The 26039-nt window shown below is 69.2% G+C and carries 17 protein-coding genes, 2 pseudogenes and 1 riboswitch; of the genes and pseudogenes, 9 read left to right on the forward strand and 10 right to left on the reverse strand.

All coding sequences use genetic code 11. The features are described 5' to 3' along the window. Positions 1-234 precede the first annotated feature (234 nt). Entirely contained in the window at positions 235-633 is a 399-nt protein-coding gene (locus LIG30_RS23495; RefSeq protein ID WP_038715997.1) for a nuclear transport factor 2 family protein, read from the reverse strand. A gap of 81 nt (positions 634-714) precedes the next feature. Between LIG30_RS23495 and LIG30_RS23500 the strand changes: the two are divergent. From LIG30_RS23500 to LIG30_RS23510, 3 genes and pseudogenes are all read left to right on the forward strand, one after another. Next, positions 715-1167, forward strand: a pseudogene (locus tag LIG30_RS23500) (LysR family transcriptional regulator); the annotation flags it as partial. A 57-nt stretch (positions 1168-1224) separates the two neighbouring features. After that, on the forward strand, positions 1225-1596 hold the full coding sequence (locus tag LIG30_RS23505) for a single-stranded DNA-binding protein (RefSeq protein WP_038716023.1): 372 nt from the start codon (positions 1225-1227) through the stop codon (positions 1594-1596). Positions 1597-2341: 745 nt separating this feature from the next. Continuing rightward, positions 2342-3382: an ABC transporter substrate-binding protein gene (locus LIG30_RS23510; RefSeq protein ID WP_235510384.1), complete on the forward strand. Its 1041-nt coding sequence runs from the start codon at positions 2342-2344 to the stop codon at positions 3380-3382. A gap of 101 nt (positions 3383-3483) precedes the next feature. On the opposite strand, the pseudogene LIG30_RS23515 reads toward LIG30_RS23510, so the two are convergent. The 5 genes and pseudogenes from LIG30_RS23515 to LIG30_RS23535 all read right to left on the reverse strand — a co-directional run. Next, a pseudogene (locus LIG30_RS23515) lies at positions 3484-4416 on the reverse strand (EamA family transporter); the annotation flags it as partial. 412 nt (positions 4417-4828) lie between these two features. Beyond that, positions 4829-5860 (reverse strand): sensor domain-containing diguanylate cyclase, encoded by a 1032-nt coding sequence (locus LIG30_RS23520; RefSeq protein ID WP_038715998.1) that lies wholly within the window; start codon positions 5858-5860, stop codon positions 4829-4831. Between the two features lie 122 nt (positions 5861-5982). Further along, positions 5983-6771, reverse strand: coding sequence for a molybdopterin-dependent oxidoreductase (locus LIG30_RS23525; protein ID WP_038716001.1), 789 nt, complete (start codon positions 6769-6771; stop codon positions 5983-5985). 47 nt (positions 6772-6818) lie between these two features. Next, positions 6819-7454 carry a cytochrome b/b6 domain-containing protein gene (locus tag LIG30_RS23530; protein ID WP_038716004.1) on the reverse strand — a complete coding sequence of 212 codons (636 nt, stop codon included), beginning with the start codon at positions 7452-7454 and terminating at the stop codon, positions 6819-6821. A 74-nt stretch (positions 7455-7528) separates the two neighbouring features. Further along, positions 7529-7795 (reverse strand): pentapeptide MXKDX repeat protein, encoded by a 267-nt coding sequence (locus LIG30_RS23535; protein ID WP_038716006.1) that lies wholly within the window; start codon positions 7793-7795, stop codon positions 7529-7531. Positions 7796-8065: 270 nt separating this feature from the next. Then, positions 8066-8182: riboswitch (TPP riboswitch) on the forward strand. A gap of 122 nt (positions 8183-8304) precedes the next feature. Here LIG30_RS23535 and thiC point away from each other — a divergent pair. The 5 genes from thiC to LIG30_RS23560 all read left to right on the forward strand — a co-directional run bounded on the left by thiC (position 8305) and on the right by LIG30_RS23560 (position 13973). Further along, on the forward strand, positions 8305-10236 hold the full coding sequence (gene thiC, locus LIG30_RS23540; protein ID WP_038716007.1) for a phosphomethylpyrimidine synthase ThiC: 1932 nt from the start codon (positions 8305-8307) through the stop codon (positions 10234-10236). Between the two features lie 294 nt (positions 10237-10530). After that, positions 10531-10746, forward strand: a complete 216-nt coding sequence (locus LIG30_RS23545; protein ID WP_038716008.1) for a glycine zipper 2TM domain-containing protein — start codon at positions 10531-10533, stop codon at positions 10744-10746. A gap of 334 nt (positions 10747-11080) precedes the next feature. Next, the gene (locus LIG30_RS23550) at positions 11081-11341 is read left to right on the forward strand and encodes a hypothetical protein (protein WP_038716009.1); all 261 of its coding nucleotides are present in this window, start codon (positions 11081-11083) and stop codon (positions 11339-11341) included. 150 nt (positions 11342-11491) lie between these two features. Further along, positions 11492-12418 (forward strand): DMT family transporter, encoded by a 927-nt coding sequence (locus tag LIG30_RS23555; RefSeq protein WP_038716010.1) that lies wholly within the window; start codon positions 11492-11494, stop codon positions 12416-12418. Between the two features lie 271 nt (positions 12419-12689). Next, positions 12690-13973 carry an EAL domain-containing protein gene (locus tag LIG30_RS23560; protein ID WP_038716011.1) on the forward strand — a complete coding sequence of 428 codons (1284 nt, stop codon included), beginning with the start codon at positions 12690-12692 and terminating at the stop codon, positions 13971-13973. A gap of 12 nt (positions 13974-13985) precedes the next feature. On the opposite strand, the gene arfB is transcribed toward LIG30_RS23560, so the two are convergent. Genes arfB through recC form a run of 4 tightly spaced genes read right to left on the reverse strand, consistent with a single transcriptional unit; the run spans position 13986 to position 23750 of the window. After that, the gene (gene arfB, locus LIG30_RS23565) at positions 13986-14390 is read right to left on the reverse strand and encodes an alternative ribosome rescue aminoacyl-tRNA hydrolase ArfB (RefSeq protein ID WP_038716013.1); all 405 of its coding nucleotides are present in this window, start codon (positions 14388-14390) and stop codon (positions 13986-13988) included. After that, positions 14387-16681: an AAA family ATPase gene (locus LIG30_RS23570; protein WP_038716014.1), complete on the reverse strand. Its 2295-nt coding sequence runs from the start codon at positions 16679-16681 to the stop codon at positions 14387-14389. Before LIG30_RS23570 ends, arfB begins: the two co-directional genes overlap by 4 nt. Beyond that, complete coding sequence (recB, locus tag LIG30_RS23575) at positions 16678-20376, reverse strand: exodeoxyribonuclease V subunit beta (protein ID WP_038716015.1); 3699 nt, start codon at positions 20374-20376, stop codon at positions 16678-16680. Before recB ends, LIG30_RS23570 begins: the two co-directional genes overlap by 4 nt. Further along, entirely contained in the window at positions 20373-23750 is a 3378-nt protein-coding gene (recC, locus tag LIG30_RS23580; RefSeq protein WP_038716017.1) for an exodeoxyribonuclease V subunit gamma, read from the reverse strand. Before recC ends, recB begins: the two co-directional genes overlap by 4 nt. Before the next feature lie 190 nt (positions 23751-23940). Here recC and LIG30_RS23585 point away from each other — a divergent pair. Then, positions 23941-26039 (forward strand): FUSC family protein (locus tag LIG30_RS23585; protein ID WP_038716019.1); only part of this gene is annotated, 2099 nt, incomplete at its 3' end.

Below are 26039 nucleotides of genomic sequence, written 5' to 3' on the forward strand. Positions count from 1 at the left end.
AACCGGCTTGGTTTAGCTACGCCGCGACGACACTTTCCGAGTTCATCAGAACGCGGCTTCCGGATCCGGATCGATTTCGCGACGGAAAGGCTGGGAGAAACAACGGAATTTCGTGGTGCGGGGACCGGAATCTACAATTGCATTAAATCATGCACTGACATTCTCAAGGCGCACGTTTGCAGCACGCCCGCACATGCAGGTTGATCCCGGTACGGACACGTCCGTACCCTCCCGCTACACGTATTTGTCGCCGACTGTACTGCGGATCGGGTAAGTGTCGTAGACGATGATCATGCGTTCGATGCGTCCGTTGTCATCGAACTCGAACACATCGACACATTCGAACCGCACGCTGGAACCATCCGTCAGCCCCCAATCGTAGATGAAGTAACCCGTCGCGCGTCGAGCCCCCGTGGTGCTGACGCAGATGTCGATCGGCGTTATCTTGCTCTCGCCCGACGCGGCATCGACTTTCGCAAAAAACGGTGCGGGTTCCATCCAGCCGAGAAACGGCGAAAAGATCTGCGCCTCCGGCGCGAACAACGCGCAGATCGCGGCAACATCGCCGCGCTCAAGCGCCTGGAGGTAGGTGCGAATCTGCCGCGTGTATAGTGCTTCCGACGATGAGACCACCCTTCTCCTCCGATCATTCGTTGACGACTCGGCCTGTCCGAACGAACAGGCATCCGGTACCGGTACGATAGCGATGCACCGATGGCCAAACAATCGAAAAATCCTCCAGCCGGGTATGCACTGCATGCATATCCTCTTGCCGACCTCACGCGCCCGCAGCCCCCGCTGGCAGCGCTCCAGTCGTTCGTCGCGGCAGCGACGCTCGGCAGTTTAAGCAAGGCCGCGGATCATCTCTGCCGGACGCAAGGCGCAGTGAGCCGTCAGATTCAGCAACTGGAAGCGCACTATGGATGCGCACTCTTCGTGCGTCACGTGTCAGGCCTGACGCTGACGACAGAGGGTCACGCCCTGCTCGCCGTGGCGATCAACGTCCTCACCGAACTGGTTCAGCACACAAACGCTCACGCCGGCGCGTCGCCGGTTCTCACCCTCCGGTTACCGTCCACGTTCGCGATTCGATGGCTGCTCCCGCGGCTGCCAGACATCCATCGCGCGCTCGACGGGACGGAGCTCCGTATCCTGGCGGCATGGGATCATATGCGGATACGGCATAGCGCCGTTCGACGCAACACACGACCAGAGGGGTAAATGATGATCGATGGCCTGGTAAGCGGCCGGCTCTACGGCGAAGCCCAGATCCGGACAGGACAGAATGGAAAGCGGTTCGTAACATGCAAAGTGCGTGCGACTGCTGGCGACGGCGAAACGCTGTTCGTGAACGTAATCGCGTTCGACGAGGAGGTGCAGACCGCATTGCTCGCTCTCGGTGACGCAGATAGCGTATCGCTCTCAGGCGCACTCACGCCGAAGGTTTGGACGGACAAGAATGGCCTCGTGAAACCGGCGCTCGATATGGTTGCTCATGGGCTTCTGACGGCGTACCACATGCAGCGCAAGCGGCAGGCAGTTCATTCGCCCACGGCGGACGGACACACGGTGGCCGGCACGGACGACGACCTTTGAGAATCACATGAACTTCTACACGCTCAAGGAGGCCGGGTAATCCCCCCGATCGGGAGTACTGTCACGGGTGAACGGTTGCAGTAGCCTGAAACGAAAAAACCCCGCAGATCTATGTCTGGCGGGGCTTTCTTGTGAAACATTGAAGCCAACTGAGGCGTAGTTGGTGCCGGGGACCGGACTCGAACCGGCAAGCCAGTTAAGGCGGCGGATTTTCGTCACACTGCTTCTTTCGAAGCCGGCTCCGCCACGCGGTGCCGTTCGTGCGCTGGACTATGCCTTCGCCATCGCCCGCAAGCCGATCCTGCTGCCCGCGCGCCTTAGGCGCCCCCCGTCTAGTCTCTACACCTTCCTCGCATAGGCCGCACTGCGCCCGCGAGGCTTGGCTCGGCGTTGCCTCGATGCGCGCATCAGGGGTTTCACCGAATTTGAAGGGTTCTGCACCGGCCGTTTCCGGCCGGGCACTCAATCGTTTAAGTCCGCTATGTTTACCAATTTCATCACCCCGGCAAGGGCGGACGCGATTCTACCACTGCTCGTGCCCGGCATCGCGATTTGACCCCGCCGCACGCGGCAACGCCCTGTCGAACGTATCGGTAGCGCACCGCCCGATGTCGCTGCGCCGATCCTGGCGCACACTATACGCGGCGGCGCGATGGCCGCGCCGCCCGCGCAGGCAACGACGCCCGCCCGAAACCCGAACCGCCCGACCGACGCCGTTCCGCTCGACCCTGCCGGAGACTTCATCGTGACCCGTCGCCTGCCGTCCCCGTTGCGCGTGCTCGCCACGTCGCTCGCCACGTCGCTCGCCTGCGCCGCGCTGCTCCTCGGCGCGTCCGTCGCGCCTGCGGAAGAAACCGCGATCTGCTACAACTGCCCGCCCGAGTGGGCCGACTGGGCATCGCAGATCGCGGCAATCAAGCAAAAGACCGGCATTCGCGTGCCGTTCGACAACAAGAACTCGGGCCAGGCGATCGCGCAGCTGGTCGCCGAGCGGAAAAATCCGGTCGCGGACGTCGTCTATCTCGGCGTATCGTCGGCGTTCCAGGCGAAGTCCAACGGCGTGATCGCGCCGTACCGGCCCGCGCACTGGAACGACATCCCGGCGAACCTGAAGGATCCGCAAGGCTACTGGTTCGCGATCCATTCGGGCACGCTCGGCTTCTTCATCAACAAGGATGCGCTCGGCGGCAAGCCGGTGCCGCGCTCGTGGTCGGATCTCCTGAAACCGATGTATCACGGCATGGTCGGCTATCTCGATCCGTCGAGCGCGTTCGTCGGCTATGCGGGCGCGGTCGCCGTCAACCTGGCACTGGGCGGCAGCCTCGACGACTTCAAGCCGGCGCTCGGCTGGTTCCGCAAGCTGAAGGACAACGCACCGATCGTGCCGAAGCAGACCGCTTACACGCGCGTGCTGTCGGGCGAGATTCCGATCCTGCTCGACTACGACTTCGACGCCTATCGCGCGAAATACAACGACGACGCGAACGTCGAATTCGTGATTCCGGAGGAAGGCACGATCTCGGTGCCCTATGTGATGAGCCTCGTGAAAGGCGCGCCGCACGCCGCGAACGGCAGGAAGGTGCTTGATTTCGTGCTGTCCGACGCAGGCCAGAAGCTGTGGGCGAATGCCTATCTGCGCCCGGTGCGCGAGCAGGCGATGAGCGCCGACCTCGCCGCGAAATTCCTGCCGGCGAGCGATTACGCGCGCGCCAGGAGCGTCGATTTCGACAGGATGGCGGCAGGCCAGCAGGCGTTCGGCCGGCAATACCGGCAGATCATGCGGTAACCGCGAGGAACGCGCTGCGGCTCGCTCACAGCAGCGATCTTCACATCAGGCAACTGGGCCGGTTGGCGTACCGGCGCGGCCACGGCCGCGGCGCACGCTCAGGCGCCGCGCCTGCGCGCGGGATCGAACACGAAAGACAGCCCGACGCTGCCGAGAATCGCGAGCGTCGCGAGCACCGTCGCCTTCGTCACCGGCTCGCCGAGCAGCAGCGCGCCCAGCGCCACCGCGACGATCGGGTTCACGTACATGCAGCTGCTCGAGATGATCGGGCTGGTATGGCGGATCAGGTAGCCGTACGCGACGTACGCCGCCATCGTGCCGAACGCCATCAGGTACAGGAACGCGAGCACCGGCAGCACCGCGAGATGCTCGATGCGCTCGCCGAGCACCCACGCGGCGAGCGCCGACATGAGGCCGCCCAGCCCGATCTGCAGCGAGGTGGACAGGAACAGGTCGGACGGCAGCTTGAGGCGCGTCGCGAGATGCGCGCCGCCCGCCCAGAACAGCGCGCCGGCCAGCACGGTGATGCTGCCGAGCACCGAGCCCGCGGACGCGGGGCCGCCGGCATTCAGCACGACGATGCCGGCCATGCCGAGCCCGACTGCCGCCCACTCGCCCTTCGACACCGGCCGCCCGGCGACCGCGGCGATCACCGTCGCGAACAGCGGAACGGTCGCGACCATCACGGCGGCCGAGCCGCTTCCGACGCTGCGCATGCCGAACGCGATCATCCCGGACGACAGCGCGACGAGCATCGTGCCGACGATCGCCGCATTGCGGACCTCGAGCAGCGACGGCCGGGCGGGCCGCCGGCGCAGCCCGAAGATGAACAGGCCAACCCCGCCGAGCAGGTTGCGCAGGCCGGAGAGGAGCAGCGGCGGAAACGCGTCGAGCGCGACATGCAGCGCGAGATACGTCGAGCCCCAGACGACATAGATGAAGACCAGCGCGAGCGCGACCCGCCCGCCGCGGCTTTGCGGCAGCCGGACCGGATGGCGCGCGAGGAAATCGAGGAATCGGCGGAGCAGCGTCATCGTTCAGCCCGCCTGCCCGGCATAGCGCACGCGACGGTGAATGGCGCCGGGGAAAGCGGCAGGCATCCCGGATCGGGACAGGACGGCGGGCGCGAACATGCGGAGCCACATGACGGTGCGAACGGCGACGAAAATGAGCCGGAGCAAGCCGGCCGGTGGCGGACAAAAAAAGTGTGCGCGACCGGATCGGCTGCGCACACGTCGCATTATGCATTAAGGAATCGAAAGGAAATCGACGCGCTGGCTGAAAGGCTGTCGACTGATGTTTCGGCGCGACAGTCGGTCCGGGCACGCGTCCGGCCGGCGCACTCGGCGCGAATTCGCCGGCGGCCGCCGCATACGTGCCGTCCACCGTCCACCGCTCCCCCATCGTCAGCCGCCCACCGTCAGCCGGCGCCCCTGGCGCACGACCCTAGTCGATCAGCACGCAGTTGCGGCCGCCCCCCTTCGCACGATACAGCGCCCGGTCCGCGACCATGAACGCTTCGCGATAGCCGTTGTCGCGCGGGCTGTTCCGGTACGTGTGCGAGCCGCCGATGCTCAGCGTCACGCGGCCGAACGGCGAACCCCGATGCTCGATCGCGAGGCGCTCGACGCCCGCACGCACGCGTTCGAGCACCCGGTTCATCGCCGGGCGCTGCGTCTGGCCGACCAGCAGCGCGAATTCCTCGCCGCCGATGCGGCCGGCGACCATCCCGTGCAACTCGGCCTCGCGCTGCAACACGACGGAAACCGAGCGCAGGCACGCATCCCCGGCGTCGTGGCCGTAGTTGTCGTTGTATTGCTTGAACCAGTCGATGTCGATCATCGCGGCGCCGATGCCTTCGCCGTCCCGCGCGTCCTGCCAGCGGCGATGGATGCTCTCCAGCGTGTAGCGGCGGTTGAACAGCTGCGTCAACGGGTCGACCGCGGCCGCCGTACGCAGTTTCAGGTCGTTCTCGATCATCGCCCCCAGGCGGCAGAGCACAGTGCGCTGCGCGTCGTCGATCTTCCTGGGTTGCGGGTCCATCGCGCACAGCGCGCCGACGATCGCGCCGTCGGGCAGCCGGATCGGCACCGCCGCATAGAAACGCACGTGCGGCGGAAACTTGACCAGCGCGCATTCCTGAACGTCGCTTCGAAGCGCCGTGTCCTCCACGACGAAGATCCCGCCGTTCTGGATCACCCGCTCGCTGAGCGAATTGCGGCGCGGGATCGCGGGCAGGACGACACCCGCTTCGCCCCGGTAATGCTGATGATCGGAATCCAGCAGCATGACCGCGGTCATCGCCACGCCGGTTGCACACCTGAGAATTTCGGTCGCGTGGCGAAAGCACTCGCGCATTACCTGGTCGTCGTGCAGCAGCCATTCGGTGACGGATGGCGCGGCGTTGTGGGAGCCCGCGACATTGGAGGAATCCAGGTCTTGCGCGGCGGCGGGGTCGAAGGCGGATCGTTGAAGCACGGAGGTTTGGAGCAGTCGGTTCTCAGGCGATAACGGCGGCTGCCGGCGGAAGTTTAGAAACGCGACCGCAGCCGGCGGCTTGCTCGCCGCATTTCGTTCCGGCCCCGTGCTGGCCGGACAGGTCACGAGCCGCCGAACCAGTTGTATCCCTGGTCGACCCAATAGCCGCCCGGATAGCTGTTCGTCACGAAGATCTCCATGATGTGCTTCGGATTCTTGTAGCCGAGCTTGGTCGGCATCCGCAGCTTCATCGGAAAGCCGAACTCGGGCGGCAGCCGCCTGCCGTCGTATTCGAACGTCAGCAGCGTCTGCGGATGCAGCGCGGTCGGCATGTCGATGCTCTCGTAGTAATCGTCGGCACATTTGAAGCCGACGTACTTCGCGCCGGTGTCCGCACCGACGCGCGCGAGGAACGCGCCGAACGGCGTGCCGCCCCAGCGGCCGATCGCGCTCCAGCCTTCGACGCAGATGTGCCGCGTGATCTGCTCCGCATGCGGCAGCGCGTACAGCTCGTCGAGCGTCCACACTCGCTTGCCGGTCACGCGGCCGGACAGCGCGAGCCGGTAGGTCGACGCATCGACGTGCGGCACCTCGTCGATCCCGTAGTACGCGTTGAACGGAAACGGCCGCGTCAGCTCCGCCTCCGTGTAGGTCGGCGCGAGCCGGGACGGGCTGAACAGCCACGCCTGCACGCGGTCGTTCATCCGCGACACCTTCTCGAGAAACGCGTTGACCGACGCGTCGTCTTCCAGCGTGCAGCCGGACAGCATCACGAGGCCACCGAGCGTCAGGATGCGGCGGTTGAACAGCCGCCGCGACGGCATCGCCAGCTCGCGGCGCACGTCGATCGCGAGCGCCTGCCGGTCGAGCCGGTAACGCGCGACGCCGGGCGGGTCTTTCGGTTCGGACATGATCCCCTCCTTGGGCCGGGTTCGCTCCCGGAACGGGCGAGCCGGCCCTAGCGGCCGCGCAGCATCGCGAGCAGCGAGCGCGGCACCAGCAGCGCCATCGCGACATGCACGACGAAAAACGCGACGAGCAGCGCCATCGCCCAGAAATGCACGATGCGCGCGCGGTCGTAGCCGCCGAGCAGCGCGCGCAACAGCGGAAACTGCACTGACTTCCAGATCACGAGGCCGGACAGCACCAGCACGACGAGATCGGCGATCGCGGTCAGGTACGCGGCGCGCTGCACCGCGTTGTAGACGCTCAGATCGTCGTGGGACAGCCTGCCGCCCAGCGCCGCGCGCAGGTCGCGCCACACCGCCGCCGGCGTGACCGGAAAGAACTTGCGCGCGAAGCGGCCCGTCGCGGCCGCCATCGCCAGATAGAACAGGCCGTTGCCGGCCAGCAGCCACATCGCCGCGAAATGCCATTGCAGCGCGCCGCCCAGCCAGCCCCCCAGCGTGATGCCGTGCGCGAACGTCAACGACGGGTAGATCGGCGACGCGTCATAGATCCGCCAGCCGGACAGCGCCATCGTGACCGCCGCAAGCGCGTTGAGCCAGTGGCTCACGCGCACCCACAGCGGGTGGATCGTCCGCGCGGGCGGCGCGGCCGGCGCGCGCGCGGAATCGGGAACAACGTGCGACATGACTCACCTCCTCGAACGGCGCGGCGCGCCCGCCGATGCGCGGCGGACGCGGCACGCGCCTCCCCCCGACGCGTTCAGTACGGCGCCGGGCTCATCTTGTCTTCCTTGGCCGGCTTGCCCATCGTGTCGTGCGACATCGCGCCCTTCTTTTTCATCTCGTGCTTGCCCTTCTTCATCGCATCGTCCTTCTTCATGGCATCGTCCTTCGCCATCGCCTCGTGGCCCATCGCGTCCTTCGCCATCGGCGTCTCGTCTTTCGACATGGCGTTGCTCTGCGCGTACGCGCCCGTCGCGGCAAACGCGACAGCGGCGGCACAAACGGCGATCAGGGTGTTCTTCATGGCATCACTCCTTCATGGTGGATTCAAGGAGCCGAATAGACGGATGGCGTCACGCGAAATGACAGCCACCCAAGAAAATTCTAGTGAATGCCGGCCCACTCCGATGCCGCACATGCTCCGCGGCCCGTACGCCGCAAGCGGCCCGACACCGGCCGAACCGCCCGAGTCGCCTCCGCGCAGCCACCGTGCGCCGCGCGCGGCCGGCGGTTCAGGGCCCGTAACGATCTGTCCCCGGTTGAAACCGCCGCGAACCCGGTGTATCGTGTGCGCTTGCTAACGCGGGGGTCCTGCAATGCGCTCGATCAAACAACGAGCTTTGCGGGTGAGAAATACCCTTTGAACCTGATCTGGGTAATGCCAGCGCAGGGAAGCGTCCGGGTCTCGCCACCTTTTTTCAGACGAAACCCGCCGCCTCGCGAGTCTCATCTCCTGCTTAGCGTCCCACATTCGCTTTGCATGGGACCCGGGCGAGCGCCCACGCGCCCGCCCGGTCCGATACAGGAGATCGCATGAACGCCAATCCGAAGTTTCTGTCCGCCGACGCCCACGTCGACGCTGCCGCCATCGCGCCGCTGCCGAATTCGCGCAAGATCTACGTAACGGGCTCGCAGCCGGACATCCGCGTGCCGATGCGCGAAATCACGCAGGCCGACACCCCGACCGGCTTCGGCGGCGAGAAGAACCCGCCGATCTACGTCTACGACACGTCGGGTCCGTACACCGATCCGGACGCGAAGATCGACATCCGCGCGGGCCTGCCGGCACTGCGCCAGCGCTGGATCGAAGCGCGCGGCGACACCGAGGCGCTGACGGGCCTGACCAGCCAGTACGGCCGCGAGCGCGCCGCCGACGCGGCGACCGCGGAAATGCGCTTCCCGGGCCTGCACCGCAATCCGCGCCGCGCGCAGGCGGGCAAGAACGTCACGCAGATGCACTACGCGCGCCAGGGCATCATCACGCCGGAAATGGAATACATCGCGATCCGCGAGAACCAGCGCCGCGCCGAGTACATCGAGAGCCTGAAGGCCAGCGGCCCGAACGGCGCGAAGCTCGCCGCGATGATGGGCCGCCAGCATCCGGGCCAGGCGTTCGGCGCCGCCGCATTCGGCGCGGACCAGCTTGGCGAGATCACGCCGGAATTCGTCCGCGACGAAATCGCGCGCGGCCGCGCGATCATCCCGGCGAACATCAACCACCCGGAATCGGAGCCGATGATCATCGGCCGCAACTTCCTCGTGAAGATCAACGCGAACATCGGCAACTCGGCCGTCACGTCGTCGATCGGCGAGGAAGTCGACAAGATGACCTGGGCGATCCGCTGGGGCGGCGACACGGTGATGGACCTGTCGACCGGCAAGCACATCCACGAAACGCGCGAGTGGATCATCCGCAACAGCCCGGTGCCGATCGGCACGGTGCCGATCTACCAGGCGCTCGAGAAGGTCAACGGCAAGGCCGAGGACCTGACCTGGGAAATCTTCCGCGACACGCTGATCGAGCAGGCCGAGCAAGGCGTCGACTACTTCACGATCCACGCGGGCGTGCGCCTGCAGTACGTGCCGCTCACCGCGAACCGGATGACGGGCATCGTGTCGCGCGGCGGCTCGATCATGGCGAAGTGGTGTCTCGCGCATCACAAGGAAAGCTTCCTGTACGAGCATTTCGAAGAGATCTGCGAAATCATGAAGGCGTACGACGTGAGCTTCTCGCTCGGCGACGGCCTGCGCCCCGGCTCGATCTACGACGCGAACGACGAAGCGCAGCTCGGCGAACTGAAGACGCTCGGCGAGCTCACGCAGATCGCGTGGAAGCATGACGTGCAGGTGATGATCGAAGGCCCGGGCCACGTGCCGATGCAGCTGATCAAGGAAAACATGGATCTGCAGCTCGACTGGTGCAAGGAAGCGCCGTTCTATACGCTCGGGCCGCTGACGACGGACATCGCGCCGGGCTACGACCACATCACGTCGGGCATCGGCGCCGCGATGATCGGCTGGTTCGGCACCGCGATGCTCTGCTACGTGACGCCGAAGGAGCACCTCGGCCTGCCGAACAAGGACGACGTGAAGGAAGGCATCATCACCTACAAGCTCGCCGCGCACGCCGCCGACCTGGCGAAGGGCCACCCGGGCGCGCAGGTGCGCGACAACGCACTGTCGAAGGCACGCTTCGAGTTCCGCTGGGAAGACCAGTTCAACATCGGCCTCGATCCGGACAAGGCGCGCGAATTCCACGACGAGACGCTGCCGAAGGATTCGGCGAAGGTCGCCCACTTCTGCTCGATGTGCGGCCCGCACTTCTGCTCGATGAAGATCACCCAGGACGTGCGCGAGTTCGCCGCGCAGCAAGGCATGTCCGAAACCGACGCGCTGAAGAAGGGCATGGAGGTGAAGGCCGTCGAGTTCGTCAAGAGCGGCTCGGAAATCTATCACCGGCAATAAGCGCCGGATCGCGTCGCGATCCGCGAAGCCCGCTTTCGAGCGGGGAACCCCACGTTCTTCCGGACGTGGGGTTTTTTTCATTCTTCGCCCGTAAGCGCGCAGCGGGCGTTGAACGAGATCCACCGCCGTTGCCGTCGCCCAACCCGCGTTGCGGCGGGCGAAACAATTCATTACGAAAGCGCGAAGGCCCTAACAAGTCCTTACAGCAGCGGCACGGCGCCGCGCGTAGATTGCCCTTATGCGCGGCACCGATCGGACGCGCATGCTCCGTTCACGACATCAAGGACAACGACCATGAACACGATTCGTCGTATTGGGGTGTACGCAATGCTCGTCGCGACGATGGCCAGCCTGTCGGCATGCGACACGATGACCACGCGGCAGCGCGACACGGCGATCGGCGCGGGTGTCGGCGGCGTCGCCGGCGCGGCGATCGGCGGCAACGCCCTTTCTACCCTCGGCGGCGCGGCCGTCGGCGGCATCATCGGCAATCAGGTCGGCAAGAAGTAATCCCGACGCCCGCGCGCAGCGCGCGGGCTGACCACATGACGGCGCGTTCCCGTCCGCGAGGAGCGCCGTTTTTGCATGCCGGGGCGAGGCGGTTCTCGCGGCAGCGCCGGCGTGGCGCTCGTAGCACTTCTCATGGCAATGCCCGTAGCAGTCCCCGTAGCGATTCCCGTAGGGACGCCCGAAGCGGTGCCCGAAGCGGTGCCCGAAGCAATTCCTCGAAGCAATTCCCCAAAGCGGTTCCCGAAATGATCCGTTACCGTTTCACACAGCGTTTCATGAACGTGCAGCGTAAGCTGAAGCATCGGCGCATCGCCACCCTTGCCGGGGCATCATCATGACCAGGACGCTCGTCTCGGCCGCGCTCGCATGCGCGGCCCTCGCCGGCTGCTATTACCCGTACGGCTACTACCCGTACGGCTATTACCCGCCGCCCGTCGCGCAAACCGCGCCGGTATATGTCGAACCCGGCCCCGTCTACCCTGCCGGCCCGATCTATTATCCGGCGCCCGCCTACGCGCCGGCCTGGGGCTGGTGGGGGCCGGCGGTATCGCTCAATTTCGGCTTCGGCGGCCGCGGCGGCGGACGTCATCACTGACGGCGCGCGCGCATCCGCGCCGCCCGCTTCCCGACCGGCCCGGCACGCCGATTCCCGTTTCTTGCCGTTTCATCCGCTCGGGCAGCGCCGGCCGCACGGCGCGGTGTAAGATGCTCCGCATTCCTTACCCGGCCTGTCGGCCCACGCACGATGTCCGCCAGAAACCTCTGCCTGCTGATCGCGCTCGCGGCCCTTTGGGGCGCGTCGTTCCTGTTCATTCGCGTCGGCGTCGCCGAATTCGGCGTGGCGCCGCTGATGGCGCTGCGCGTCGGCATCGGCGGACTGTTTCTCGTCGGGCTTGCGCTCACCCGCTTCAAGCCCGCCGAGCTCGCCGCGCAGATGCGCCGCCGCGCGTGGCCGCTGCTCGTCGTCGGGCTGCTCAATTCCGGCGCGCCGTTCTGTCTGTTCGCGTTTGCCGAACTGACGCTGTCGGCCGGCGTGACGTCGGTCATCAACGCGACGACGCCGCTGTGGGGCGCGCTCGTCGCCTACCTGTGGCTCAGGGACAAACTGTCGCTGCCGCGCGCGCTCGGCCTCGTGATCGGCTTCGCCGGCGTGCTCACCCTGGTCTGGGACCAGGTCGCGAGCGCGCATGGCAATACGTCCGCCGGAACCACTGCGCTCGCATCGGCGGCCGCGCTCGGCGCGACGCTCCTGTACGGCATCGCCGCCAACTTCACGAAGCGCCACCTGAGCGGCGTCGATCCGCTGATCAATGCGACCGGCACCATGATCGGCTCGACGCTGTTGCTGCTGCCGTTCGCGATCGCGACGTGGCCCGCCGCGCCGGTGTCCGCCCACGCGTGGGGCGCCCTCCTCGCGCTCGGCATCGCCTGCACCGGGATCGCCTATTTCATCTACTTCTACCTGATCGCGCACGTCGGGCCGGCACGCGCGATCACCGTCACGTTCGTGATCCCGATCTTCGGGCTGCTGTGGGGCGCGCTGTTCCTGGGCGAGCACGTGTCAGTCGTGATGCTGGAGGGATGCGGGATCGTGCTGCTCGGCACCGCGCTCGCGACCGGCGCGATCAAGCGCATCCCTGGCCTGCGGTCGCGCGGCGGCGAGGCATGCTGACAGGCGCCCGGCCGCCTGCCCGCCCGTCTTGTCCGTCCGTCGCGCCGGCCGGCGCAGGCGGCGGCATGCGCCGCAACGGACTGTACGCGACGCGAGTCTGGAGTTAACCTGATACGCGAATCGCTCGGACACCGATACACTTCCAACACCTACCCACCGGAGCCGCCCAACATGGACGACGCTCTTCCCTGCCCGCCGGTGCAACCGATTGCGTCGGCGGCATGCAGCGAAGCCGTGCCACTGCGTGGCCCCGCCTCCATGCGCCGCTGACATGCCGCACGTCATCGACGACCTCGCGCTCGACACCCTGCTCCAGCACCTCACGCTGACGCCGAGCGGCTGGCTCGCGGACTATCACGGCGCGACGCTTCGCAGCGCGTTTCAGCCCGTGCTGTCGATCACGCACAAGCGCGTCGTCGGCTACGAAGCGCTGCTGCGCGCCACCAACGCGGCCGGCGTGCCGGTTTCGCCGAGCACCTTGTTCGATCGCGCGCGCGCGGCGGCCGACGTGTTGCTGCTCGACCGGCTCGCGCGCTGCCTGCATGCCGCCAACTTCGTCGCGCAAGGCATCGGCGACGGCTGGCTGTTCCTGAACGTGATGCCGCGCGTGCTCGATTCGGGCCTCGTCCAGCGGGAATTCATCGACGCGCTCTGCCTTCACTTCGGGCTGGCGCCCAACCGGATCGTCCTCGAGGTCGTCGAGCGCTCGTCGCGCAACGAAGCCCACCTCGCGCGCGCGATCGACATGATCCAGCATCGCGATTTCCTGATCGCGATCGACGATTTCGGCACCGGGTTCTCCAACTTCGACCGCGTGTGGCGCGTCAGGCCCGACATCGTCAAGCTCGACCGTTCGCTCGTCGAGCACGCGACGCGCTCCAGCGACGACCGCCGCATCATTCATCATCTGGTTTCGATGCTGCATCAGGCGGGCGCGATGGTGCTCGCCGAAGGCGTGGAGAACGACGACGCGCTGCAGACGCTGATGGAGGCGGACATCGATTTCGTCCAGGGCTTCCAGTTCGGCCAGCCGGACACGTCGATCGCCCGCGCGAGTGCGGCGGCGCCCGCGATGCTCGATGCCGCATGGAAGCGCTTCATCAGCCGGCGCCAGGCCTGCACGCACACCGCGCAGCCCGGCTTCGACGCGATCGAGCGCATGGTGCTGGCCGGCGCGGCCGCATTCGCCGCGACGGGCAACCTGCAGGAGGCCGCGCGGCGGGTGCTCGTCGTGCCGGCCGCGCGGCGCGTGTTCGTCACGAACGAGATCGGCGAGCAGTTCCTGCCGTCGATCGGCGCGCAGCCCCACGACCAGAACCCGGTCGCGACGCGGCTCTCCCCGCTGTTTCCGGAAACCCACAGCAACTGGTCGCGGCGACCCTACTTCCAGCGCGCACTCGCGGCGCCGGGGCGCGTCGCGCTGATGGGGCCGCACTTCTCGCTGACGGACGGCCGCGACTGCTACACGGCCGCCGTCGCGACGCTCACGCATGACCGCCTCATCGTGTTCTGCGTCGATTTCGTGCTCGACAGCGGCGAAACGATCATGCGCTGACCGCGCGACGCATCACTCCGCGACCTTCCCGCGCCCGGATTTCACCGTGCTGCGGCGGCTCTTCTGCTCCAGCCGCCGCTCCTTCGACGCACGCGTCGGCCGCGTCGCGATCCGCGCGCGCGGCGTGAAGGCAACGCCGCGAATCAGCGCGTCGAGCCGCGCGAGCGCAGCCTCGCGATTCTTCTCCTGCGTACGGTACTCCTGCGCCTTGATCACGATGACGCCTTCTCGCGTGATGCGCTGGTCCGACAGCGCGAGCAGCCGCGCCTGGATGAGCGGCGGCAACGACGACGCACGTATGTCGAAGCGCAGGTGAATCGCGCTCGACACCTTGTTGACGTTCTGTCCGCCGGCGCCTTGCGCGCGCACTGCGGTCCATTCGATCTCGGACGGATCGAGCGTGTAACGGATCATCATCGGGACACCTCGTCGCGCCGCCGGGCGAGCGCTTCGTCGATGCGTGCCGCGAGGCCCGAATCGCGCCGCGTGCGCGTCGCGATCGCCTGCGCGAGCACGCGCCGCGCGCCGATCACCTGCACGCGCGCACGCGCGCGCGTCACGGCCGTATAAACCAGTTCGCGCGTCAACACGCGCCCGAACGCGGCCGGCAGCACGAGCGCCGCCTCGTCGAACTCCGAGCCCTGCGACTTGTGGACGGTCAGCGCGAACGCCGTCTCGTGCGGCGGCAGCGCGGCAGTCGACACCGCGCGCGCGGTGCCGTCCGCCCGCTTGAACCACACCCGCAGCACGCCGTGCGCGTCGGGCAGCGCGATGCCGATGTCGCCGTTGAACAGGCCAAGCGCGTAATCGTTGCGCGTCACCATGATCGGCCGGCCCGCGAACCAGTGCGCGCCGACCGCGAGCGGCACGTGCGCAGCGCGGCGGACATGCGACGCGACGAGCGCATTGACATGCTCCGCGCCGCGCGCGCCGGTGCGCGTCGCGCACAGGATGCGGAAACGGTTGAGCGCGTCGAACAGCGGCAGCGGATCGGGCACGGCAGCGGCGAACGCGTGCCGCAGCGCGTCGAGATAGGAGGAGAAGCGCCGCGCGAGGCGCTCGACCGTCGGCGCGGCGAGGGTTTCGCCGATGTCTTCGTGGAGCGATGCGGCAGCCGCGTCGTCGGCTGGCAGCGCATCGAGCGCCGCTTGCACGGCGCCACGGCGGATCGCGAGCGAGAGCCGGCCGATCGGCGAATCGAGCCCGAAACGGTAGTTGCGTTCGAGCCAGACGACACAATCGGCGAGCGGTGCGCGTGCCGTGGCGGACGTGGTGGTGCTGGCGGCAGCGGCAGCCGCTGCGGCTTGCTCGGCTTGCTCGGCTTGCCCGGCTTGCCCTGCTTGCTCGATCTGCGCGGCCGCTCGACGCGCATCATCGGCGTCCAGCGGCGCAACGTCGGCGGCATCGAGCCACACCAGTTCGTCCGCCTCGATCCATGCGGACGGTGCGGCGTCTTCGCCTGGCGCGTCATGCGCCGACACACTGGCCCCGCTTTCGCCGCTCTCGTCGAAATCGAACAGCGACGCCTGCCGCGCATCCACACGCCGTGCGGCACGTTTCGGCACGGGCGGCAACGACTGCAGGAACGGCGTGGCGACAACCCCGGCGCCGGCCGCCGACGGCAGCGCCGCCGCGAACGCCGCCTCGTCGATGCCGAGCGCCTGCGCAATGCGCTCGCGCGCGGCGGCGCTGAACGACGGCCGCGCGCTCAACTCGGCGAACACCGCGCCCGCCTCGACTGCGGCAAGCTGATCCTTGTCGCCGAGCAGCACCAGCCGCGCGCCCGGCGCGAGCGCGTCGAGCAGATGCGCGGCCAGCGCGACGTCGATCATCGACGCTTCATCGACGACGATCAGGTCGTACGGCAACGGGTTGTCGCGGTGATGGCGGAACCCCGACGCGCCGCCGCCGCCCAGCAGGCGGTGCAGCGTGGACGACGTGTCCGGCAGGCGCGCCGCGAGTTCCGGCGGCAGCGCGCCGGCCCGCCCGAGCAGCGCTTCCTGCATGCGCTGCGCCGCCTTGCCGGTCGGTGCGGCCAGCGCGACGCGCAGGTCCGGATGCGCATCGAGCAGACAGGCCAGCACGCCGACCACGGTGGTCGTCTTGCCGGTGCCGGGGCCGCCGCTCACGATCGTCACCCGGCCCGTCAGCGCGACGATCGCGGCGACGCGCTGCCAGTCGACGTCCGCGGCAAGCGCGGGTGAAACGCCGCCGGCCGCCGGTTCGAAGTAACGCGCGAGCCGCTCGCGCAGGATGCCGGGGGCAAGCGCCTCGTTCGCGCCATCGCCGACGTCCGCTTGCGCGACCAGCGCGTCGGCCAGCCGGCGCTCGTAATCGAAGTAGCGCGCGAGATAGAGCCGGTCGCCACGATCGACGACGAGCGGCCGCTCGTCGCCGCGCGCGAGCGTGCCGAACGCGGCGACGCCGCTCGCGGCGAGCGCCGCGCGCACGTCGGCCAGCCGCTCGTCGTAGTGCTGCGCGAGCGCGCCGAGCGACACGCAGACATGGCCGGCCGCGGTCGCGCGGCTCGCCGCAAACGCGGCGCGCGCCGCCCAGCGCGCCGCCACGGCCGGCGCGCCCGCGTGACGCGCGAGCTCGCCGATCCGGCGCGCGAAGCCCTCCGCGAGGGCCAGGCCGAAATCCGCGGGCTCGGGCAGGCGCGCCGCGAGTCCGCCGCTGAACGCGAGGGTATCGTCGAGCACCTTCATGCGCGGCCTCCCGCCATCATCCGGTCGAGCGCGTCGACCAGTTCGCGCGACGGCCGCCGCGCATGCACGCCGGCCGGCTTGCCGTCGCTCCGCCAGCCCGGCCGCACGCCGCGCACGAACAGGTACAGGTAGCCCGCCATGTGCGTGTCGTAGTCGTAATCCGGCAGGCGGCCGCGCAGATAGCGGTGCAGCGCGACCGTGTAAAGCAGCGCCTGCAGGTGATACGCATGGTCGGCCATCGCCGCGTCGAGCGCATGCTGACCGTACGCGCCGGGGGTATGGCCGAGATGGTTCGATTTCCAGTCGACGGTCCAGAAGCGGCCGTCGTGCTCGACGATCATGTCGATGAATCCCTTGATGAAACCGGCGAGCGTACTCGCCTCGAGCGCGACGTCGGGATAGCCGTGCGCGACCAGCAGGCGGCGCAGCGCGGCCAGATCCAGCGACGGCGCGGGAAACAGGAAGCCCATTTCGTTGAGCCGCCTGACGGGATCGAGATCCGCGAGGCACATGCCCGGCACGAGTTCGGTGCGCACCACGTCGTCGACCAGTTGCGCCATCATCGCCGGCAACCGCTCGGCCAGCTCCGGCTCGGCCTCGACCGGGCGCTCGCGCAACGCGTCGCGCGCCGCCTTCGGCCATGACGACGCCCGCGTGAAGTCGCTCAGCTCGAACAGGCGGTGCAGGCACTCGCCCGCCGCCGCGCCGCGCGGAAACACGAGGATGTCGTCGTCGGGCGGCACCGCCGGCAGCCATTCCGGCACGGCGTCGCCGTCGGGCACGATCGCGGCCAGCGCGTCGTGGTCCGGCCGCAGCTCGTCGTCCGGCAACGGCGCGACGCCGGCCTCCTCGCGCGCCATCGACGCGGTCAGCGAGCTGAAGCTCGCGATCCGCCAGCTATCGCGCAACACGCGCGATGCACGGCGCGCCGACAGCGCGAGCGCCGCATCGTGCCCGGCCGCGAGCCGCTCCGGCCGGGCGGGCGCCGGCAGCGGCCCGACACTGACCGGGCCGCCTGCGAGTGCGCGCCACGCGTCGCCGAGCGCGGCCTCGTCGGGCGGCTCGTCGAGCCATGCGTCGAACGCGTGGCCGCCGCCGGCCACGAGCCAGTTCAGCACGCTGCGACGCGATTCGCGGGTCGAGCGCGACGACAGGTAGGCGCCCGCGACCAGATAGCAGCGATAGACCGCGCGCGTGAGCGCGACGTAGACGAGCCGCGCGCGCTCGGCCGCCTGCTCGCGCATCGCCTGACGCACCGCATGCGCGGCCGCCTCGTCATCGCAGCCGTAATGCAGCACCGCGTCGCCGGCTTCGTCGTGATACTCGTGCGCGTCCGGCAACCCGGACGCGGGCGGCTCGCGCAGGCTCCCGTCGTTGAGGAACGGGCAGAACACGATCGCGTATTCGAGCCCCTTCGACTTGTGAACGGTGACGATCTGCACGAGGTTGCGATCCGATTCGAGCCGCAGCTGCGCCTCCTCGCCGCCGCCGTCGACGCGCTGCGCGGCGAGCCAGCGCAAGGTCGGCGCGATGCCGGGCTGGGCGACCGCGCGCGCATGGGTCAGTTCGGCGAGATGGTTGACGTCCGTCACGCGGCGCTCCCCGTCCGGTCCGGCCATCAGCCGCTCGGCGACGCGCAGCTCGCGCGTGAACGTGCGCCACATCACCGCGAAGCCGCGTTCGCGCCACAGCAGCCGATACCGCGAGAAACGCTCGACCCAGCTCATCGCGTCGGCGTCGCCGGACGCCGCGCCGCCATCGCCCTGCTCCATCCGCCACAGCGCGTCGGCGTCGAGACCGAACCAGTCGGCGGCCAGCGCCGCGCGCAGCCGCCGCAAGTCGCCCGGCGAGTCGATCGCCGCGAGCACGCGCTCGAGCTGCTCGGCGTCGGCCGTCGAGAACACCGACGCCTGCGCCAGCTCGACGCTGCCGATGCCCCACGCCGCCAGCACGCGCTTCACGAGACTGCCTTGCCTGTGCGTCTGCACGAGCACCGCGATGTCGCCGGGCGACAGCGGCGTGGCGCCGAGCCGGACCCGCGCGTCGCGCGCGTCGCGCATCAGCCGCGCGATCTCGGCCGCGCAGGCCTGCGCGGCGTGCCGCTGCGCGTCGCGCTTGTGCCACACGTCGTCCCCGCCCGGCAGCGTCCAGATCCGGAAGTCGCCGGCCTGCGGGCCGGCATCGGTCTCGTCGTGAAGCGGCGCGCGCACGCGCGTGCCCGCGCGCACCGGGTGATAGTCGAGCCCGTCGAGCACGAACGCGTGCGGATTCGACAGGAACAGGCGGTTGCACGCGTCGACGATCGCCGGCGTCGAACGCTGGTTGACCGCAAGCGTATAGCGCGCGCTCGCACGCGCACGCGCCGCGAGATACGTGTGCAGGTCCGCCGCACGGAAGCTGTAGATCGCCTGCTTCGGATCGCCGACGAGAAACAGCGGCCCGTCCGGCGCGAAGATCCGGTCGAAGATCGCGAACTGCAGCGGATCGGTATCCTGGAACTCGTCGATCAGCGCGGCCGGATAGCGTGCGCGCAGCGTCTGCGCGAGCCACGGATGCGCGCGCAGCGCATCGTGCAGGTTCGCGAGCAGATCGTCGAACGACACGACGCGGCGTGCGCGCTTGCGCTCGGCCAGCGCGCGCGGCGCATCGTCGAGCCATTCGGCGACGAGCGCGAGCCAGCGCGCGCGCTGCGCCGCCTCGGCCGCCTCGACCGCGGCCTCGAGCGCGCCGGCGGCCTCGAAGAACGGATGTTCGGGCGTCGTGCCGCCCTTCTTGGTTGCCTTGACGAGCGCGGCGCGCGTGAGCTTGAGCGCGGCCCTCGGCAGCGCGGCCGCCACGGCCGGCTGCGCGAAGTGCGCGGTCCATGCGCCGGACGCTTCGGCGAGCGCCTCCGGCTTGTGCGAGCGCTGGTTCAGCGAAGGCTGCGCGGCGCGCAGCAGCGCGTCGATCGCGTCGCGCTCGTCCGCCCACCATCGGGCCGCCACCGCGAAGCAGTCGGCCGCGGCCGATTCCGCCGCGCTGTCCGGCCCGGCCAGGCCATCCCAGCGCAACGCCGCGAGCGGCTTCTTCAGGCGGCGCGCGAGCTGCATGTCGAGCGCATCCGGCCCCGCGCCGGATGCGACCAGCCATGCGGCGAAACCCGGCCAGCGTGCGGCCGTCGGCTCGACGCGCGTACGCCAGAAGTCGGCCGCCAGCTCGAAACGCAGCGACGCGTCGTCGGCTTCCATCTCGAACGCGAACGGCATCGCGGCCGCAAACGGCGCCTCCTGCAGCGCCCGCTGGCAGAACGCGTGAATCGTGTGGATCGCCGCCTGGTCGAACGCGCGCAGCGCCCGGCGGATGCGTTTCGCCGCCGTGTCCGGATCGAGCACGCCGTGCGCGCCCAGCGTCGTCTCGAGCAGGCGCGCGACGAACGGATCGCCGCCGTCGTCGCCGGTATCGAGCGCATGCGCGAGCTGCGCGAGCCGGCTGCGGATGCGCTCGTGCAATTCGGCGGTCGCCGCCTTCGTGAAGGTCACGACGAGAATCTGGTCCGCGCCGAGATCCTTCTCGAGCAGCAGGCGCACGTACAGCGCGCAGATGTTCCAGGTCTTGCCGGTGCCCGCCGACGCCTCGATCTGGTTGACGCCGTCGAGCGCGCAGCCGAACACATCGAGTTCGTGCGCCGCTTGCTGATTCGATGCGGTGCCGTTCATGCCGCCTCCCGCAGATGTTCGACGAGCGGCCCGAACACGAGCCGCGCGAGCGTGCCGAACGGCTCGTCGAGCGACGGGTTCGCGCCGCGCCAGGCGATCGCGAGCGCGGGATCATCCGCCTCGCTCGCGACCCGCTCGTTGATCCAGACGCCGGCCGCCTTCGCCTCGCTGTCGGCAACCCACGCCCACGCGCTGCGCGGGAAGAAGCGCAGCGGCATGCGCCGGCCCGCCCGGAACAGCGCGGCCAGCGGCGCGAGTTGCGCGAGCGGCGCCGCGACCGGCGTCAGCTCGAACGCGCCGCCGTTGCCGAACCACAGGGTGCGGTGCGGGCCGTCCGGCACCGCCGCGCAATAGACCAGGTGCGCGAGCCACGCGGACAGGTAATCGCGCGCGCCGGGCCGCGCATACCGGTAGATCACCTGCCCGGCGGCGGTCAGGCGGTTCAGCGTGCCGTGCAGCCGCAGCGGTGCGGCCACTGCGTCGCGCGCCAGCATCGCGTCGTCGTCGCCGAACAGCGCCTGCGCCTGCGCCGCGTCCGGCCAGACGGGCGCGACGTCAAACGCGAACGGCACGCGCGTCGCGCCGCCGTCGAGCGCGCGGCGCACGTTGCCGGCCAGTTGCGTCAGCGCGTCGAGCGCCTGGTCGCGCCAGACCTCGCCCGTCGCGCCGCCCGGCAGCTCCGGGCTCGCATCCGCGATACGCCGCGCGCGATCGCGCGTAGGCGCGTCGCCGGATTCGATCAACAGCGGCAGCACCCGCTCGGCGAGCGCGTCGCTGCCGGTGTAGTCGAGCGAGAAAGGCTCGGTGTCGAGCAGCTCCGCCTGTGCGTCGGCGAGCACGATGCCGAGACGCTCGCGCAGCAGCGCACGCGCCGGATGGCGCCAGAACCGCTCGAAGTCGCCGAACGCGACCGGCTCGGCCGGCTCGGCAGGCAGCGGCCGCGCGAAAAACGGCGCCGCATCGCGCCCGTCGGCGCGCGGCGCGTCGGCGGCCAGCAGCGTAGCAAGCGCCGCCCGCTCGGCGTCGTACGAAAACAGCGGGCCGTGCGGCTGGAAGTACGTGGCGGAGAACGCTTGCAGCGGGTGCTCGACGATGAACGAGCGGCGCGCGGCGTCGACCGCGTCCGGCGCGGCATCGGGGCCGGCGGCGACGAGCGCGAGGTGATCGAGCAGCTCGTCGACGAGCGCGGCGGGCGGCAACGGCGCGTTGTCGCGGATGCTACGCCCGGTATAGGCGATCATCAGCCGGTCGCGCGTGGCGAGCAGCAGGTCGAAGAACAGGTTGCGCTCGTCGTCGCGCCGCTGCCGGTCGCCGAGCTTCGGCAGCACGCCCATCAGGTCGAATTCGTCGGCACGCGCGAGGCTTGGCAGCACGCCGTCGTCCATCCCGAGCAGGCACACGATCCGGTACGGCAGGCCGCGCAGGCTGGTCAGCGACGAAAACGTCACGCCGCCCCACGGCACGCCGCCGCGCGCGGGATCGTCCAGCGCGGCGGCCAGCCCCGCGCGCACCACGGCCGCGGGCATGTCCAGGTCCGGCGCGCCCGCCGCCATCGCCTCGAGCATCGCGTCGAGCGCGTCGCGCACGCCGGCCAGCGCATCGGCATGCGCCGCACCGGAATCGAAGAAGCGCGCGAGCGTATCGGCGAACAGCTCGCTCCACGCGTGCGGCGTGCGCGGCTCGGCGACACGCCGGGCGAAGCCGTCGAGATCGTCGGTGAAGCGCGCGAGACGGCCGAGCAGTTCGGCCTCGCCGCCCTCGGCGCCGTCGATCGGCAGCCATGCGCCGATCGGCGCCGCGCCCTCGGGCATCGCGTAACCGAGAAACAGGCGCGTGAGCGCGTCGGCAAAGGTATGGCGCGGCGCCGGCGCGTCGACGTCGCTCCATGCCGCATCGTCTTGTGCGCCGGCGTGCATGGCCGCCGGCCCTTCGCCGCCCGGCGCGGGCGACAGCCCGCGGCGCGCGCCGGCCGCCGCGAGCCAGGTCTGCACCGTCTCGAGCGCGGCCGCATCGATGCCGTAGCGCGCGGCCACCGCGTCGACGCGCAGCCACTCGATCAGCGCCGGCGCGCCGACCTGGCGCTCGGGCAGCGCGAGCCAGTCGAGCAGCACGCGCGCGACCGGGTTCGCCTGCGACGGCGGCAGGCCGGTGATGCGGTACGGAATGCGCGCGCCCGGCGCGGACGTGCCGAACACGGCGTCGACGAGCGGCCCCGCCGCCGCCAGGTCGGGCACCGCGACCAGCACGTCGGACGGCTTCAGGCCGTCGTCTGCGTCGAACCACGCGAGCAGGCGGTCGTGCAGCACCTCGAGCTGGCGTGCGAGGCTGTGGCAGACGTGCACCTCGATGCCGTGCTCGGCGGGCGGCTCGCCCAGTTCGGACTCGTCCCGCAGGTCGAGGATCGCATTCTGGATGCGCGCGAGCCAGGTCGGCGCGCGGTGCTCGACGTAGCGCGACGCATCGCTCGACGCCGCGCGCTCGGTCAGCTCGTGCAGCATGTGCAATTGCGCCTGGGTCTGCCGGCCCCATTCGGCGAGGAGCGGGTGGCCGACTTCCTGGTAGTCGAGCTGCCCGGCCGCGTCGAGCGCCTCGGCGCGCGCGGCGGTGACGATGTCGAACCAGAACTCGCGGCATGGATTGAGCGCGTAGATCCGCACGTCGACCCAGCGCGACAGCTCGCGCAGCAGCGCGATGTGCAGCGGCGGCATCGTCGGCAGCGCGAACACGCAGACCGATTTCGGCCATTGCGCACGCGCCTGCGCGAGCGTGCCGGCGTCGAGGCGGCCCGCCTCGTCGAGAAACCGGTGCGCGGGCGGCATGCCGCTGTCGCTCAGCTCCGCGAGCAGCGCGCGCCACAGCGCAGCCTGCCAGCGCTCGTCGTCGTGCGCCGCGCCGGGCGCGTTGCCGTCCGTCAGGATCGATTCGCCGGCCTGCCAGGCGGCGAGCCATTCGGGACGATACGTGAGGTAGTGATCGAGGACGATCGCGACACGGTGCGCGAGCTCGTAGCGCATCGCGTCGTCGGACGCCGACAGATACGCGGCGAGCCGCGGCGACGCGCACCACGGCGCGTGCTCGAGCGGCGCGGCCAGCAGCCGGTAGCAGCGCCACACGAGCCGGTCCGGCGCGAACGGCGAGCGGGCCGGGACGTCCAGCACACGGCCGATCTGCGCCCACAGCCATTGCGCGAGATAGGTGAACCCGACGTTCGCGCACACGCCGTGACGCTCGGCGATGTCGAGTTCGAGACGGCGGCGCAGCGCGGCGCTCGGCACGATGATCTGCTGCGGCGCCCACGGGCCGCTGGCGGCGAGGTCGTCGAGCAGCGCGTCGGCCAGCGTTTCGTGACGATTCGAATAGAAGAGATGGAGCATGAAGCGGGCGTGAAAGCGTCGGGCGCGGCCGGCGCCGCGCGAACAGGAGCGCCAAGCATAGCAAAGCACCGCGCGGCGCGCCTCGCCGGCCGAATGGGCGAGGTCTTGCGCCGCCCGAAATACGATAGACTCGTCGCCAGACTTCGCGCCCGCGGGCGCCGCTTCGCTTCACCAGCCACTCTGCCCATCGATGCGCTATTCGGTCGAAATCAGGAAATTCCTCTACAGCCAGTATTTTTTCGGTGGCCTGCGTATCGCGGTCGGCGTGTCGCTGCCCACGGTGCTCTTCCTCGTCGTGTTTCACGATCGCGACCTCGGCTTCACGATCGCGACGGGCGCGCTCGGCGCGTGCGTGGTCGACATGCCCGGCCCGCTCAAGTACAAGCACAACGAAATGCTCGCGTGCAGCGTGATCGGCTTTCTTGCCGCGCTCGCCACGGGGCTCGCCACGCCGAACATGTTCGCGCTGTGGCTCACGATGGTGCCGCTCACGTTCGTGCTGTCGCTGATCGTCGTGTACGGCAACCGCTGGCCGCAGATCAGCTTCGCGACGCTGTTCATGATGGTGATGACGCTCGAGGAAAAGCTCACGCCGCTCGAGGCGCTGGTCAACGCGGCATGGATTCTCGCGGGCGGGCTCTGGTACACGTACTGGGCGACCGTCGTATCGCGCTGGCAGGCGCGCCGGATCGAGCAGCAGGCGCTGGCCGAGAGCCTCTTCGCGTGCGCCGACTACCTGCTCGCGCGCGCGGCGTTCTACGATCTCGACACCGATCTCGACGAGTGCTACCGCAACCTCGTCGCGAAGCAGATCACCGCGGTCGAGACGCAGGAGACCGCGCGCGACATCGTGCTGCGCAACCTGCCGAAGCTCCGGCGCGGCAAGCTCGACCCTGCCCGCACGACGATGTTCAACCTGTTCATCAACAGCGTCGACCTGCACGAGCTGTTCGTCGGCGCGCACACCGATTACCCGCTGGTCCGCAACACGTTCGGCGGCACGGACCTGATCATCTTCTACCGCGACCTGATCTGCAAGGCGGCCGCCGATCTCGAGGAGATCGGCCTGGCGGTGCTCGAGAACCGCACGCCGCATTCGCGCATCAGCGTGAAGGCCGAGTTGCGCGCGATCGAATACGAGATCGAGCTGATGCGCAACCGGAACTTCCCGGCCACCAACGCGGAAGCCTACGCGGCGGTGCTCGCGACGTTCCGGCGGATCTGGAGCGCGACGCGCCTGATCGAGCGGATGCGGCGCAACCTGTCCGGCAGCGGCAGCCCGCACACCGAACTGAAGATCGACAAGGCGCTCACGCGCTTCCTGCAGCGCCGCCGGATGTCGCCGCTGCTGATCTTCTCGAACCTGACCATGCGCTCGCCGAGCTTCCGCCATGCGCTGCGCGTGACGATCGCGGTCGCGGTAGGCTTCTGGCTCGGGCGGCTGCTGCCGCTCACCAATGCGTACTGGATCGTGATGACGAGCATCATCATCCTGAAGCCCGGCTATTCGCTGACCAAGCAGCGCAACACGCAGCGGATCGTCGGCACGCTGATCGGCTGCGCGGCGAGCCTCGCGCTGATCTTCACGATCAAGGATCCGCACCTGCTGTTCGTGATCATGTTCGCGTCGATGGTGATGAGCTACAGCCTGCTGCTGTTCAACTACACGGCGAGCGTCGTGTTTACGTCATCCTACGTGCTGTTGATGTTCCACCTGCTCGCGCCGGGCAGCATGCGCATCATCGGCGAGCGCGCGATCGACACCGTGATCGGCTGCATGATCGCGATCGCCGCGAGCCGGCTGTTCCCGTACTGGGAATACCGCCTGATGGGCAAGCTCGTCACCGACATGCTCAGCGCCACCCGCAAGTATTTCGAGGCGGCATGGCGCGCCGGCCGCGGCACGGTCGCGTCAGTTGCGCCCGTTGCGCCGGTCGCGCCAGCCGCCGCGGAGGCTGGCGACGGGGCCGGCGCGGCAGCGGCAGCAGTAGCGGCCCCGACCGCCACCGCCGCCGCCGAAGCGAGCGGCCTCGACAACGACTACCCGTACCGGCTCGCGCGCAAGAACGTGCATATCGCGTTCGCGAACCTGGGGCAGGCATTCCAGCGGATGATGATCGAGCCGAAGGCGCACCAGCGTTTCGTGCCGGAACTCAATGACCTGCTCGTGCAGACGCACGTGCTCGGCGCGCAGATCACGGCCGCCGCGCCGCTGATCCGCAGCGCGAGTCCGGCCTTGGAGGGTCTCGCCGATCCGCAGGCACGCCACGACGACGCGCTGCGGCGCGG

The sequence above is a fragment of the Burkholderia sp. lig30 genome (genome assembly GCF_000687455.2).
Taxonomy (GTDB): Bacteria; Pseudomonadota; Gammaproteobacteria; order Burkholderiales; family Burkholderiaceae; genus Burkholderia.